At 67.9% G+C, this 14,157-nt stretch carries 13 protein-coding genes; 5 read left to right on the forward strand and 8 right to left on the reverse strand.

Annotation, left to right across the window (positions count from 1 at the left end; genetic code table 11):
• Nucleotides 1-6: 6 nt before the first annotated feature.
• From NJE57_RS08720 to hsaA, 4 genes are all read right to left on the reverse strand, one after another.
• A complete protein-coding gene (locus tag NJE57_RS08720; protein WP_413464393.1) occupies nucleotides 7-1,224 on the reverse strand; it encodes a hypothetical protein in 1,218 nt (405 codons plus the stop codon).
• Nucleotides 1,221-1,805 (reverse strand): 3-hydroxy-9,10-secoandrosta-1,3,5(10)-triene-9,17-dione monooxygenase reductase subunit, encoded by a 585-nt coding sequence (gene hsaB / locus NJE57_RS08725; protein ID WP_319028011.1) that lies wholly within the window; start codon nucleotides 1,803-1,805, stop codon nucleotides 1,221-1,223. Before hsaB ends, NJE57_RS08720 begins: the two co-directional genes overlap by 4 nt.
• Nucleotides 1,806-1,895: 90 nt before the next feature.
• A complete protein-coding gene (gene hsaC / locus NJE57_RS08730) occupies nucleotides 1,896-2,798 on the reverse strand; it encodes an iron-dependent extradiol dioxygenase HsaC (protein ID WP_319028012.1) in 903 nt (300 codons plus the stop codon).
• A 33-nt stretch (nucleotides 2,799-2,831) separates the two neighbouring features.
• A complete protein-coding gene (gene hsaA, locus NJE57_RS08735) occupies nucleotides 2,832-4,007 on the reverse strand; it encodes a 3-hydroxy-9,10-secoandrosta-1,3,5(10)-triene-9,17-dione monooxygenase oxygenase subunit (protein ID WP_319028013.1) in 1,176 nt (391 codons plus the stop codon).
• A 188-nt stretch (nucleotides 4,008-4,195) separates the two neighbouring features.
• On the opposite strand from hsaA, the gene NJE57_RS08740 reads away from it, so the two are divergent.
• From NJE57_RS08740 to NJE57_RS08750, 3 genes are read left to right on the forward strand one after another with little or no spacing between them, the layout of a single operon-like run.
• Nucleotides 4,196-5,419: a Rieske 2Fe-2S domain-containing protein gene (locus NJE57_RS08740; protein WP_319028014.1), complete on the forward strand. Its 1,224-nt coding sequence runs from the start codon at nucleotides 4,196-4,198 to the stop codon at nucleotides 5,417-5,419.
• Nucleotides 5,419-5,814, forward strand: a complete 396-nt coding sequence (locus tag NJE57_RS08745; protein WP_319028015.1) for a hypothetical protein — start codon at nucleotides 5,419-5,421, stop codon at nucleotides 5,812-5,814. Before NJE57_RS08740 ends, NJE57_RS08745 begins: the two co-directional genes overlap by 1 nt.
• A 40-nt stretch (nucleotides 5,815-5,854) precedes the next feature.
• A complete protein-coding gene (locus tag NJE57_RS08750) occupies nucleotides 5,855-6,916 on the forward strand; it encodes a ferredoxin--NADP reductase (RefSeq protein WP_319028016.1) in 1,062 nt (353 codons plus the stop codon).
• Between the two features lie 87 nt (nucleotides 6,917-7,003).
• Here the strand turns inward: NJE57_RS08750 and dmpG are convergent, their stop codons facing one another.
• The 3 genes from dmpG to NJE57_RS08765 are packed head-to-tail and all read right to left on the reverse strand — an operon-like array spanning nucleotide 7,004 to nucleotide 10,611.
• Nucleotides 7,004-8,068, reverse strand: a complete 1,065-nt coding sequence (gene dmpG / locus NJE57_RS08755) for a 4-hydroxy-2-oxovalerate aldolase (RefSeq protein WP_319028017.1) — start codon at nucleotides 8,066-8,068, stop codon at nucleotides 7,004-7,006.
• A 5-nt stretch (nucleotides 8,069-8,073) separates the two neighbouring features.
• Complete coding sequence (locus NJE57_RS08760) at nucleotides 8,074-9,006, reverse strand: acetaldehyde dehydrogenase (acetylating) (protein WP_319028018.1); 933 nt, start codon at nucleotides 9,004-9,006, stop codon at nucleotides 8,074-8,076.
• Between the two features lie 60 nt (nucleotides 9,007-9,066).
• Nucleotides 9,067-10,611, reverse strand: coding sequence for an HNH endonuclease signature motif containing protein (locus tag NJE57_RS08765; protein ID WP_319028019.1), 1,545 nt, complete (start codon nucleotides 10,609-10,611; stop codon nucleotides 9,067-9,069).
• A 157-nt stretch (nucleotides 10,612-10,768) separates the two neighbouring features.
• Here NJE57_RS08765 and NJE57_RS08770 point away from each other — a divergent pair, with 157 nt between their 5' ends.
• On the forward strand, nucleotides 10,769-11,530 hold the full coding sequence (locus NJE57_RS08770; RefSeq protein WP_319028020.1) for an IclR family transcriptional regulator: 762 nt from the start codon (nucleotides 10,769-10,771) through the stop codon (nucleotides 11,528-11,530).
• A gap of 43 nt (nucleotides 11,531-11,573) precedes the next feature.
• Here NJE57_RS08770 and NJE57_RS08775 read toward each other — a convergent pair whose 3' ends face one another.
• Nucleotides 11,574-12,359, reverse strand: coding sequence for a 2-keto-4-pentenoate hydratase (locus tag NJE57_RS08775; RefSeq protein ID WP_319028021.1), 786 nt, complete (start codon nucleotides 12,357-12,359; stop codon nucleotides 11,574-11,576).
• Between the two features lie 60 nt (nucleotides 12,360-12,419).
• Between NJE57_RS08775 and kstD the strand changes: the two genes are divergently transcribed.
• Nucleotides 12,420-14,156, forward strand: a complete 1,737-nt coding sequence (gene kstD, locus NJE57_RS08780) for a 3-oxosteroid 1-dehydrogenase (protein WP_319028022.1) — start codon at nucleotides 12,420-12,422, stop codon at nucleotides 14,154-14,156.
• Nucleotide 14,157: the final 1 nt, after the last annotated feature.

The raw sequence follows: 14,157 nt of genomic DNA on the forward strand, positions 1-14,157 counted from the left end.
CCCCGCTCATGAGAGGCCCCGTCGCGCGAAGGCGTCCTGTCGGGCGGCGATCCGCTCGCGCCACTGCTCGGCGGTGACCCGCTGGTCGGCGTATCCGGGCACCTCGGCGGCGAGCGACTCGACGGGCACGACCTTGACGGTCGGTCCCTGCTCCGGGGTGATCGGGGCGTCCACGCGCTGCCAGCGGAACTGCATGATGCCCTCCCGGTGGCCCAGGGTCTCGATCCAGTTGGCCAACCCGGGGTCCCGGTCGGCCACCACGAGGTGGACCATCCCGTCCGCCGCGACGTGCGCCTGATCGGCGGTCAGGCTGGTCTGGTGGTGCACGTACTCGAGCGAGGCGTACCACATGCTGCCCAGCTGGAAGCCCTGGTAGGGGGCACCCGCGACGGGCACGGAGATCACCATGGCCTCGTCCGGCCCGAGTTCGAAGACCCCGGCCGAGGAGAACTGCGTGGTGAGCCCCCCGGGCGTCTGCCGCGGTGGGCCGAGGGTGTTGCGGGGCTGCTCGCCGAAGAACCATCCCGGGAACGCCAACCAGGTCTGCAACCGGCCGGTCAGCGCGTCCGCGAGTTTGGCGTAGAACTTCTCCTGCCCCGCGAGCGTCACCGGCTCCGGGGCGGTACCCACCGCGTCGACACGGCGCAGAACGGCCGAGCCGGCCTCCTCGGCGGCCCAGTCCGAGTAGACCTCGCGGACGGCGATCATCGAGGTACCGGGACGGAGCACCACGTAGCCGGCGTCGCCCTCGTCGTCGTCGTATCGTGGCGGCCCCAGACGGAACGAGTACCGACCGTCGTCGTCGATCTCCAGGGCGCGGTCGTCGAACGCCGCGTGCGACGCCGCGCGCTCGTCCGCCGAGTACGTCCCGGCCATGACCTGGAAGGACAGGTCCGCGGTGGTGCCGCGACGACCTTCGATCACGTATTCGGCACCGTCGGTGAGGTTGGCGTAGAAGTACAGCGTGTCCGGGTTGTCCAGGCCCATCTTGGTGTACGGGCCGGTGGCCTGGAACAACTGCGGATGGCTGCGACCGCGGTGCTGCCCGCTCTCGAGCACCCCACGGATCGTCCCGAGGAGGTAGTCCAGCCCCTCGGCCACATCGTCCTCGGTGCGCACGTGCGGCGCGGACCGGATGATCCGCTCCGCCTCGGCCAGCGCCCTGGCCAGCGGCGCGGTCACACCGGTCTCCCCCACCGAGCTCTCCCCCACCGCGCCGCTCACAGCCACGTGTACGAGTCGGCGGACGTGATGAAGTTGGCGAGCTCTTCCTGCTCGGGCGTGGGGTCGACCACGTCCTCCTCGATGCTGAGGTACGCGCCCCGGTAGAACAGCAGTGGTCGCACCTCCCGCTCGGTCGGTCCGAGGTTGACGACGCGTCCCAGGACGATCCAGTGGTCGCCGCCGTCCAGCACCTGCTCGATCTCACAGTCGAGCCACGCCATCACCCCGTCGATCACCGGCGAGCCGAGCGGACTCGGCGACCAGTCGATCGACGCGAACTTGTCGTCGCCGCGGCGCCCGAAGGTGGACGAGACATCCTCCTGATCCTCCGAGAGGATGTTGACGCAGAACCGACCGGCCGCCTCGATGCCCTTCCACGACCCCGACGTCTTCATCGGACAGAACAGGACCAGTGGCGGTTCGAGGGAGAGCGCGGAGAAGGACTGGCAGGCGAAGCCCACCGGAGCGTCGTCGCTGACCGCCGTGATGACGGTGATCCCCGTGCAGAACTGGCCGAGCGCGTCGCGCAGTCCCCGGCTGGAGAAGCTCTGCTCCTCCGTGGGCTTGTCGGTACTGCTCATCAGAAGTCGGTCCTCCCAGGACTCGGGGACGGGGATAGGGGTGTGGCCCGGCCGTACGGGACTCAGCCGTACGTAACTCAGCCTATGCGTCTATTTGAAGCCGACGGAGAAGTCGTGGCCCCACAGGCTGACGGCCGTCGACTCCCGCGCGACCCACTTCTCGTCGTCCTCGACCTGTACGCCCTCGCAGCCGTACTCGCAGTCGAAGCCGCCGGGCGTCTTCATGTAGAAGCTCAGCATCTTGTCGTTGACGTGCCGGCCGAGCGACGCCGACATCTGGACCTTCTTACGCAGTGCCCTGTCGAGCGCCAGGCCCACGTCGTCGGCCGAGGCGACCTCCACCATCAGGTGGATGATCCCGGTGGGGTTGGGGAACGGTGTGAAGGCGAGCGAGTGGTGGCGGGGGTTGCAACCGAGGAAGCGCAACCACGCGGGCTCCCCGTCGGCCGGGCGGCCGACGATCTCCGGGGGCAGGCTCATGGAATCGCGGAGCGAGAAACCGAGCACGTCGCGGTAGAACTCGAGCGCCGCCACCTCGTCCGGGGTAGAGAGCACGATGTGTCCCGCGCCCTGATCGCCCGTGACGAACTGGTGCCCGTAGGGGGTCGGGATGCGACGGTGCTGCAGCGCGATGGTGTGGTAGATCTCCAGCGTGAAACCGGCGGGGTCCACGCAGGTGATCAGACCCCGCACCTTGCGGTCGCGTTTGACCTCGTCCGGGGCCTCCTCCCAGGCCACCCCGGCCGCGTCGAGACGCGTCCTCACGTCGTCGAGCTCGGCCTCGTTCGCGCACTCCCAGCCCACCGCGGCGAGCTCGTCCTCGGGTCCCGGCACGACGATCCACCGGTGCGGATTCTCGTCCATACGGAAGTAGAGCGCGTCCGGGTCGTCGCCCGAACCGACGACGAACCCGAGCACCTTGGTGCCGTACTCACGCCACGCGTCCATATCGGTGGCGTAGATCCGCACATATCCGAAGTTGCTTATTGCCATGCCAAGTCAGTCCTCTCGATCCGCTCCGGCGGATCAGACCATCGAATCCGAGACCTTTTCGCCGAACTCGTTCTGTCCGTACATGATGTACGCCTTGGTCGCCTCGTTGGCGGCGTGGACCCGACCGGCGTTGGCGTCGCGCCAGAACCGCTGGATCGGCGAGGTGTCCTCGAGCGCGCGGGCGCCGGAGTTCTGGAACAGCAATCCGATGGCGTCGATCGAGCGCTGGGTGGCGCGGACCTGGTCGCGACGCGCGCGGGTACGGATGTCCATACCCGGGTAGTCACCGGCCTTGATCAGGTCCATCTCCTCCCGCACGTTGCGCATCAACTGCAGCCACGCGGCATCGATGTCGCCCGCGGCCTCGGCGAGCCGGACCTTGGCGAACGGATCGTCCTTGGCCTTCGTGCCGAAGGCGGCCCGGACGCGCGCCCGCTGGTGCTCGCGATGGACCTCGTAGCAGCCGAAGGCCATGCCCACGATCGGGGTGGAGATGGTGGTGGGGTGGATGGTGCCCCACGGCATCCGGTAGATCGGGTTGGTGTTGACCTCGAGCCCCGGGCTGGTGGTGTTCGCCATGTCCCCGAAGGACAGCACACGATGCGCGGGGATGAGCGCGTCCTTGACCAGGATGTCGTTGGAGCCCGTGCCCTTGAGCCCGGCGACGTGCCAGACGTCGAGGATCTCGTACTGCGACTTCTCCACGAGGAAGGTGCAGAAGTCGATCATCTTGTCGTTCTCGTCGAGCACGGGGCCGCCCACGAAGACCCAGTCGGCGTGGTCGCAACCCGAGGACCAGGACCACTTGCCGTTGAGGAGGAACCCGTCGTCGGTCTTCTTGGCCGCGCCCATCGGGGCGTACGAGGACGAGATGCGCACGGTGCTGTCCGAGCCCCAGACATCCTCCTGGGCCTGCTGCGGGAACAGGGCCAGGTGCCAGTTGTGGATCCCGAGGATGCTGGCGCACCACCCGGTGGACGGGCACGCCGTCGCGATGGTCATCGCCGCGGTGTAGAAGGCCTCCATGTCCGCCTCGTAACCGCCCCACTGGGCCGGCTGGCAGAGCTTGAAGAAGCCCGCCTCGTCGAGCTCCGCGATGTTCTGCGGGTGGACCCTGCGCAGGTCCTCGGTCTCCTGGGCACGCTCGGCGAAACCGGGCAGCAGGGCTTTGATCCGGTCGATTACCTCGTGGTTGGCGTGCTCGCTCATGTGATACCTCTCTGGCTTTTACGGGGCGCTTGACCCTAGACTAGAACACGTTACAGTTTTTCACCAGACCGAACCCCCCGAACAGCAGGCTATGGCACCTCGTGCCAGCACCTACACGGATTGGTTGTGACCAGCATCCCGATTCTATAACCTGTTCTCATCCGGCTCATGCCCTCAGGAGGATCATCATGACCGCAATCGGCTCGACCCCCGGAGCCATCCGAGAGATCGACACCGGCGAGGTCCGGGAGCGCTACGCCCGCGGCTGGCACTGCATCGGCACCGTCAAGGAGTTCACCGACGGCAAGCCCCACTCCATCCACGCCTTCGGCTCCAAGTTGGTCGTGTGGGCGAACGACGAGGGTGAGATCAACGTCCTCGACGCCTATTGCCGCCACCTCGGTGGCGACCTCTCCGACGGCGAGGTCAAGGACGGCAACATCGCGTGCCCGTTCCACGACTGGCGCTGGGGCGGCGACGGCAAGTGCAAGGGCATCCCCTACGCCAAGCGCGTCCCCCTGCGCGCCAAGACACGCGCCTGGATCACCAACATCCAGTCCGGCCAGGTCTTCGTCTGGCACGACCACGAGGGCAACCCTCCCCTCGAGGAGGACGCCATCCCGACCATCGCGGAGTACGAGACCGGGGAGTGGACCGACTGGGAGTGGAACCGCCTCGTCATCGAGGGCTCGAACTGCATGGAGATCGTCGACAACGTGGTCGACATGGCGCACTTCTACTACATTCACTTCGCGTTCCCGACGTACTTCAAGAACGTCTTCGAGGGGCAGAAGGCCACCCAATACCTCAACACCAAGGGCCGGCCCGACCACGACCCCACGGGCGGCAAGTACGGTGACACGCTCCTGGAGTCCGAGGCCTCGTACTTCGGACCGGCGTACATGATCAATCCCCTCAAGCAGATGTACGGCGACTTCGAGACCGAAGCGATCCTCATCAACTGCCACTACCCGATCGACCAGAACTCGTTCGTGCTGATGTACGGACTGTCGGTCAAGAAGCCCCAGGGCTTCGACGACGAGACGTCGGCCAAGATGGCCGCGAAGATCGCGACGTTCTTCGGCCAGGGTTTCCTGCAGGACGTCCGCATCTGGCAGCGCAAGTCCCAGATCGCCAACCCCCTCCTGTGCGAGGAGGACGGACCCGTCTACCAGCTGCGCCGGTGGTACGAGCAGTTCTACGTGGACCGCGACAAGGTCGAGCCCGAGATGCAGGAACGCTTCGAGTTCGAGGTCGACACCACCGCGGCCAACCAGTACTGGGAGAACGAGGTCGCCGAGAACATCCGCCGAGAGAACGCGGAGGAGATCGAGGAGTCGACCCCGCAGACCCAGTACACGGGTATCGCCGAGGTCGCCCAGGAAGCCGGAGCCTCCCGGTCCGAGAAGTGATGTTCAAACAACACGATTCGCGGCGCGCGCCCACCTGGGACCAGACCGACCCGGCGCGCGCCGCGCGACTGCACGCCCACACCGACCTGGACCGCGAGACCTACACCCGGGCAGGCTTCCAGCCCGTGGAATGCCAGGCCTGCGGGGCCTGCGCCGCCGTGCGGAAGAACAGCGAGAAGCACACCTCCATCCAGTGGACCGAGGGCAGCGACCGCTCGTGTCCCGTGCTCACCGAGTGGCGAGGGGGCGGCGAGCGGCCGCAGGGCGAGGACACCTGTCCCCGGATGCTCGCCAGCATCCGGTACGCGTATGCGGAGGGCCTGATCACCCTCTCGGAGGGTGTCGACCCGGCCGATGCCGACCACATGGTCAATCCGCTGTACGCCCCGGAGTGACCGCCCGCCCCGCCGCATTCAAGCGATAGGCTCCCAATCCATGACCGACACCCCACAACTCGGCTCCTTCGTGCGCGAACTCTCGATCGCCGAGGTGATCGAGGAGACCGCCGACGCCAAGTCGATCGTCTTCGACGTCCCCGCCGGCGCCGAGGACGACTTCCGCTACACCCCCGGGCAGTTCCTGACCCTGCGGATCCCCAGCGACCAGACCGGGTCGGTGGCGCGGTGCTACTCGCTCTCGAGCTCGCCCACCGAGGAATCCAAGCTGAAGGTGACCGTCAAGCGCACGGTCGACGGCTACGGTTCCAACTGGCTGTGCGACAACGCCGAGGCCGGCATGGCCATGCACGTGCTGGCGCCGTCCGGGATCTTCACACCCAAGAACCTCGACCAGGACTTCATCCTCCTGGCGGCGGGATCCGGGATCACCCCGGTCATGTCGATCCTGAAGTCGGCGCTCGCCCAGGGCACCGGGCACATCGTGATGGTGTACGCCAACCGGGATGAGAAGTCCGTGATCTTCAAGGACGAACTGCAGACCCTGCAGCGGGAGAACCCCGACCGGCTCACGGTCCTCCACTGGCTCGAGTCGGTGTCCGGAATCCCCTCCCCCGAGATGATCGGCAACCTCCTGCATCCGGTGGCCACCAAGCGCCATTCGTACATCTGTGGTCCGGCACCGTTCATGGAGACGGTCAAGGACGGACTCCGGCGCTCGGGGGCCGACATGCACCTCATCCACACCGAGGTGTTCTCCTCCATCGAAGGCGACCCGTTCGCCGAGATCGTGATCGACGACTCCCCCGGCGACGACGGGGTGGGCCCGGCCACCGCGATCGTGGAACTCGACGACGAGACCCACGAGATCTCGTGGCCCCGCAACACCCCGCTCCTGGACGTGCTCCTGTCCAAGGGCATCAAGGCACCGTTCTCCTGCCGGAAGGGTGAGTGCTCGGCGTGCGCCTGCGTCCTCAAGTCCGGCGAGGTCGAGATGATCCACAACGGGATCCTCGATCCGGAGGAGGTCGAGGAGGGGTACGTCCTGAGCTGCCAGCTCCTGCCCAAGACCGATCGCGTGGAGGTCTCCTACTCGGAGTGACCGACGCCGGCGTGTGAACCGCTACGACAGGGGCCACACGCACCCGCAGCCGCGGGGCTGGCGCCCTGGAGCGAGCCCCGGGCGGGATCAGGCGTTGACCTGCTCCTTCTGGATCTCCAGAGCGATGTCGATGAGCTGGTCCTCCTGACCACCCACCAGGCGACGCTCCCCCGCCCGGATGAGGATCTCCGACGACGGCACACCATAGCGGTTGGCGTGGCCCTCGGCGTGCTTGAGGAACGAGGAGTAGCAGCCCGCGTAGCCGAGCATCAGCGCCGAGCGGTCGACCACGCACTCGGTGGGCATGAGCGGTCGCACCACGTCCTCGGCGGCGTCCGCGATCTTGAAGAAGTCGACACCGGTGGTGATGCCGAGCTTGTCGCACACGCCCACGAGCGCCTCGACCGGGGTGTTGCCGGCGCCCGCACCGAAACGGCGGGTGGATCCGTCGATCTGCTGCGCTCCCGCACGGATGGCCATGATCGAGTTCCCGACGCCCACGTCGAGGTTCTCGTGTCCGTGGAATCCCACCTGCGCGTCATCGCCGAGCTCCGCGACCACCGCCGCGACCCTGTCGGACACCTGGTCCATGACAAGCGCCCCCGCCGAGTCGACGATGTACACGCACTGGCACCCCGCGTCCGCCATGATGCGGGCCTGCCTCGCCAGCACCTCCGGCGGCTGGGTGTGGCTCATCATGAGGAAGCCCACCGTCTCGAGTCCGAGGTCGCGGGCATACCCGAAGTGCTGGATGGAGACGTCGGCCTCGGTGCAGTGGGTCGCGACGCGGCAGATGGAGCCACCGTTGTCGCGTGCGGCGAGGATGTCGTCCTTGATCCCCAGGCCCGGGAGCGTGAGGAAGGCAATCTTGGCCTGGGTGGCGGTCTCGGCCGCCGCCCTGATGAGCTCCTGGTCGTAGGACTTCGCGAAGCCGTAGTTGAAGGAGGCGCCGCCGAGACCGTCACCGTGGGTGACCTCGATGACGGGGACACCGGCACCGTCGAGCGCGGCGACGACGTTGCGCACGTCCTCGACGGAGAACTGGTGGCGCTTGTGGTGCGATCCGTCTCGCAGTGACGAGTCGGTGATGCGGATGTCGAGTTCGGAGCTGTACGCGCGGGCGTCGGCGTTGTACGGGTTGGTCCTGTCCATTGTTCTCACACTCCGAGCGTGGTCTTGGCGAGCTTGGTCTTGGCGATGTCCTCGCCGACCTTGGTGGCGGCGGCGGTCATGATGTCGAGGTTGCCGGCGTACGGCGGGAGGAAGTCCCCGGCGCCCTCGACCTCGACGAAGATGGCGACGCGCGCCATCCCGCCGGTGATCTCGGTGGGCGGGTCGAACTGTGGTTCCTGGAGGAGCCGGTAGCCCGGGACGTACTCCTGGATCTCCTTCTCGCGTTTGCGGATGGCGGTGGTGATGAGGTCGTGGTCGGCGTCGGGGGGGATCGCGCAGAAGATGGTGTCGCGCATGATCATGGGCGGTTCGGCCGGGTTGAGGATGATGATCGCCTTGCCGCGCTTGGCGCCGCCGACCTTCTCGATGGCCAGCTTGGTGGTTTCGGTGAACTCGTCGATGTTCGCCCGGGTACCCGGCCCCGCCGACTCCGAGGAGACGGAGGCCACGATCTCCGCGTACTCGACCGGCACGACCGACGAGACGGCGTGGACCATAGGGATCGTGGCCTGGCCGCCACAGGTGACCATGTTGTGGTTCGGTGCGTCGACGTGTTCGTGGAGGTTCGCGGGAGGGATCACCATCGGTCCGACCGCTGCCGGCGTGAGATCAATGGCGATGATGCCGGCGGCCTCGTACTTGGGCGCATACTCCTTGTGCACGTAGGCGCTGGTGGCCTCGAAGAGCAGGTCGGGCTTCTCGCCACCGGCCTCGATCGAGCTGAGCAGTTCGTCGGCGCCGCCCGACATACACGTCAATCCGTGGTCCGCGGCGCGCTTCATCCCCTCGGACTCCGCATCGATACCGATCATCCACTTGGGTTCGATGTACTCGCTGCGCTCGAGCTTGTACATGAGGTCGGTTCCGATGTTTCCCGACCCGACTATCGCGGCGCTGAGCTTGGTCTTCTCTGTCATACCCGTCAGTGTCACCCCAGGGCGCGCGGGCCACAATCGTGCGTGCCGCTGAGTGGAACTTCAGGCGGAGTGACTGCTGTCGGGGTCCGGTGAGTAGCGATCGACCCTGGAGACACCTGGTGGGTTCGCGAGGTGCCCGTCGTCGGCGATGAGGTGATCGAGGCGCTGTTGCCAGGTGTGTTCGAGCAGTTGGTCGCGGGCCTGGGCCAGTGGCCCCGACGGTCTTGTGCGGTGTTCGTGTCCGGTGTCGGTGATGATGATCAGCTCCCCGAAGGGGCCGGGGCGGTAGGCGTTGTGACCGAAGGTCTTCTCGCGATGGTGCTTTCTGCAGAGACAGACGAGATTCCACTCGGCGGTGGGCCCACCCAGTTCGGGTCGTTGCAGGTCGAAGGCGATGATGTGGTCGACGTCGCAGTCGTGAGCGTTGACGGTGCAACCGGGATGGCGGCAGGTGGCGTCCCGTAGTCTGATGCGTTCGGCCAGGGCCGGGGTGATGAAGTACTTGAGGGCCGAGTCGGGCTTGTCGAGGACGCCGGGGGCGGGGTCGATGAGTTCGAAGCGGACCCTGGCGTCCCCGCCTTCGAGAAGTTCCTGGCAGAGCCAGCCGAAGCTGGAGTAGGCGCCGTTGACGAACTGGACCCGGTTGGGCAGGCCCTCCGCGGCGGCGGCGATGACGGATATCCGGATGGGTTGATCGGTACCCCACGCGCTGCCCGGGGCGGGGCGGGCGGCCTCGCCGCCGCATGCGCCAGCGCCGGTGTCGGTGTCGGGGGCGGGGGCGTCATCATCGTGGAGGGGGTTGCCGATGTCGTCGGTGGTGGGGTCGCCGAGAGCGGCCAGCGCGTCGGCGCGCAGTTGATCGCGGGTGCGGGGATGTCCTGAGTCGGCGGCGGCTTTGGCGGCGGCCTCGATGCGGCGGCGCAGTTTCTCGGCGGCGGCGACGGGCAGGTTGGCCCACAGGGAGGCCATGCCACCTCGTTCGGGCCGGAAACGCACAGTGCGCTTCTCGATGGCGTCGGCGACGGCGTCCTCGGCGGCGCGGGGGTCGCGGCGTTCGACCGCGGTGTCGATGAGGTTGTCGACGTTGCTGCGGCTGGGGCGGTGTCCGCCGTCGAGGTGGCGGGCCAGGGCGTCGACGACCTCGGACTCCACGCCGGGGAGGATGTCGTCGGGGACGGCGGCAAGCCGGCAGGCTGCGTCGACCGCGAGTTGTTCGGGGAACATGCCGCGGGCCACCACCGAGCGCAGGCGGGGCAGTCGGGTGTGGATCTGCACGCCGGCGGTGACCAGGCGGGCGGCGTGCCAGGTGGTCAGGGTCAGGGCGGCACACAGGTGGTCGCGGGCCCGGTCCTCGGGAACCAACCGGGCATGGGAGGGGCGGGCGCGGGCGGGGCGACGCGCACTGCCCGAATCCGAGCCGGAGTGAGCCTCGGCATCGACGCGGCGCATCGCCTCGACCAGGAAGTGAGCGGCCTCCAGCCGGGTGGCGGCGGCGAGGTTCTGCGTCACTGTCGCTGACCGGGCGACCTCGCTCAACGCCTCCGCACCGAGGGTGTCCAGGGCTTCGCGGTGGTCGTGAAACAGAACGGGGTCGCGAAACCGCACAGGGCCAGGCGAGGTCGATGTTGTTGTCGTCGTCGTCATGACCATCCCCCTCCCCACGTTGCGCCGGATTCGAACGCACGTTCCACTCTACCCTCGCCGCAACTATCGCGCAAGTGTTCGAATAGGCGCCCCGCGAGCGCACCGCTACACTTCCGACATGACCGACGCCCCCTCCTCCCCCGTCGACCGCGCCTTCGACGTCCTGCGCGCGACGGCCGCGGGAACCGGGCTGACGCTGAGCGAGATCGCGCGGGCGACCGGACTCGCCAAATCCACGACCCTGCGTCTACTGACGGCGCTCGAACGCAACGGCGCGGTCACCCGGATCGAACAGCGCTACCGGCTGGGCCCGCTGGTCAACGAGCTGGATCCCATTCCCACCTCCCCGGCATACGAGCGGATACGCCGGGTACTCACCCCGTTCCTCGCGCACCTCTTCGAAGCGACCCGGGCGACGGTGCATCTGGCCACGTTGCACGGTGACGAGGTCGTGTACCTCAACAAGTTGCACGGTCCCCGGCCCATCCCGTCGCCGTCGCGGATCGGCGGCGGACTGCCGGCCTACTGCACCGGTGTGGGCAAAGCGATGCTCGCGTTCGACGACGCGGCTGCCGAACGGGTGGCGCAGGGCCCGATGGTCGAATGGACCGATACCACGCTGACCTCGCCGGATGCGCTCGCCGTGGAGCTCGCGGAGATCCGACGCAGGAGACGAGCGGTGGATCGCGCAGAACTCACGCCCGGCCTCTACTGCGTGGCCGCGCCGGTGTTCGACGACGACGAGGAGGGCACCGGCGGCACGCGGGCGGTGGCGGCACTGTCCGCGAGTGCGGCGGACGGGGCGGCACTCGCGCGACTGGAGCCCCTGGTCACCAGGGTGGCGGTGGCCGCCAGTCGCTCGATGGCGTCAGACCGGTAGGAGCGGCGCACTAGCTGGATTCCCGCGCCGGCCAAACTCCTCGCTAGCTGAATTCCATGGTCACGTCGCCCAGACCCGCGAACTCCGCGCGGAAGGAATCGCCGGGAGCGGCGTCCATCGCGCGGATGGCCGTCCCCGGCAGGATCACGTCACCCTTGCGCAGACGGACGCCGAACTTGGCGACCGTCGACGCCAGCCAACCCACCGAGTTGAGCGGGTTGCCCAGGACCGCGTCGGACCGGCCCGAGGCCAGGAACTCGCCGTTCTTGTAGAGGGTCGCGTCGATCGCGGCGACGTCGATGTCCGCCAGTCTCACGCGCTGCGCCCCGACGACGTACCCACAGGACGACGCGTTGTCGGCGATCGTGTCGGGCAGCGTGATCTTCCAGTCCCTGATCCGCGAGTCGATGAGCTCGATCGAGGGCACCACCCACTCGATGGCCGCGGCGGCCTCCTCCTGGGAACACCCCTCCGGCGGGATGTCGGCACCGAGGATGAAGCCCACCTCGACCTCGACACGCGGGAAACAGAAGCGGGCCGCCTCGACCGGGGCACCCTCGGGGTACTCCATCGTGTCGAGGAGATGTCCGTAGTCGGGCTCGTCGACACCCATCATCTCCTGCATCGCCTTGGAGGCCAGGCCCACCTTGTGCCCCGTGACCACGGCACCGGCGTCGAGCTTGCGGCGGATGTTGACGAGCTGGATCTCGAACGCGTCGTCCGGGGTCATGTCCGGGTGGTCGGTAGTGAGCGGCTGGACGGGCGCGACGTCGGCCTCGGCGTCCCAGAGTCGCTGTGCGAGAGTGGCGCGGGTCTCCTCGTTGAGCATGGACGGGATGCTACCTGGGCCGTCTGGCGCGAATGCGCTCGGTTCTATAACGTGTTCTACATGGCAGATCAGGAATTCGACGTCGTCGTCGTCGGTAGCGGTGGAGCAGGCATGACGGCCGCCCTCGCAGCAGCGAAGAAGGGCCTCAGTGTGGTCCTCGTGGAGAAGGCCCCACACTACGGCGGCTCCACCGCCCGCTCCGGCGGCGGCGTGTGGATCCCGGGCAACTCGGTCCTCCGGCGGGACGGGGTCCAGGACACCCCGGAGGCCGCCCGCACCTACCTCCGGTCGATCGTCGGCGACGTCGTGGCCCCGGAGCGGATCGACACCTACGTCGACCGCGGTCCCGAGGTCCTGGACTTCGTCCTGGCCAACAGTCCCCTGCGCCTCGAGTGGGTCAAGGACTACTCCGACTACTACCCCGAGGCCCCCGGTGGTCGTCTTGGCGGCCGGTCCGTCGAGCCCAGGCCGTTCGACCTCCGCCAGCTCGGGTCCGAGGCCGACAAGTTGGAGCCGGGTTACGCCAAGGCGCCGGTCAACATGGTGGTCATGCAGTCCGACTACCGCTGGCTCAACCTCCTACAGCGGCCGCACACCAAGGGCATCAGACGCTCCATCCGGGTCGCCCTGCGGATGTTCCTGGCCAAGGCGCGCGGCCAGAACTCGGTGGGCATGGGTCGCGCCCTCATCGCCGCGATGCGCAAGGGCCTGCTCGACGCCGGCGTCCCGGTGTGGCTCGAGACGCCCATGACCGGACTCGTGACCGAGGGCTCCGGCAACCAGGAGCGGGTCGTGGGCATCACCGTCACCCGTGGCGGCGAGGAGCAGACCCTCCGCGCCCGTCGGGGCGTGATCATCGGGTCGGGCGGATTCGAGCACAACCAGGAGATGCGCGACAAGTACCAGCGTCAGCCCATCCCCACCTCGTGGACCGTCGGAGCCGCCGCCAACACCGGCGAGGGAATCGAGTACATGGAGAAGGTGGGGGCGGAACTGGCCTTCATGGAGGACGCGTGGTGGGGTCCCACGATCCTGCTCCCCCGTGGTCCCTGGTTCGCGCTCGCCGAGCGGTCCCTGCCCTGCTCGTTCCTGGTCAACTCCCGGGGCGAGCGGTTCATGAACGAGTCCCTGCCCTACGTCGAGGCCGGCCACAGGATGTACGGCGGCGAGTACGGTCAGGCGGCAGCCGGACAGGAGGGGGCCGAGGGTGAGAACGTCCCGGCCTGGATCATCTTCGACCAGGAGTACAAGAACCGGTACCTCTTCGCCGGCCTCCAGGCCAAGCAGCCGCTGCCGAAGAAGTGGCTCGCCACGGAGAACTTCCACAAGGCGGACACCCTCGCCGAGCTCGCCGACCTCATCGGCGTCCCCGCCGAGGCGCTGGAGAAGACGGCCTCCCGCTTCAACGGCTTCGCCGAGAAGGGCGTCGACGAGGATTTCCAGCGCGGCGTCTCGGGGTACGACCACTACTACGGTGACCCCACCAACAAGCCCAACCCGAGCCTCGGCCCGGTCCGAAAGGCCCCGTTCTTCGCCGCCAAGATGGTGCCCGGAGACCTCGGCACCAAGGGCGGGGCGAACACCGACGTCCACGGTCGCGTGCTCCGGTCGGACGGTTCCGTGATCGAGGGGCTGTACGCCGCCGGCAACGCGTCGTCGCCGGTCATGGGCCACACCTACGCCGGACCCGGGGCGACGATCGGCCCCGCGATGGTCTTCGGATACCTCGCGGTCGAGCACATGCTGGCCGGCGTCTCCACCGGGTCCACCACCAGCACCGACAAGACGGGAGTCTGAC

This window comes from Dietzia sp. PP-33 (assembly GCF_033790845.1).
In the GTDB taxonomy this organism is placed as follows: domain Bacteria; phylum Actinomycetota; class Actinomycetes; order Mycobacteriales; family Mycobacteriaceae; genus Dietzia.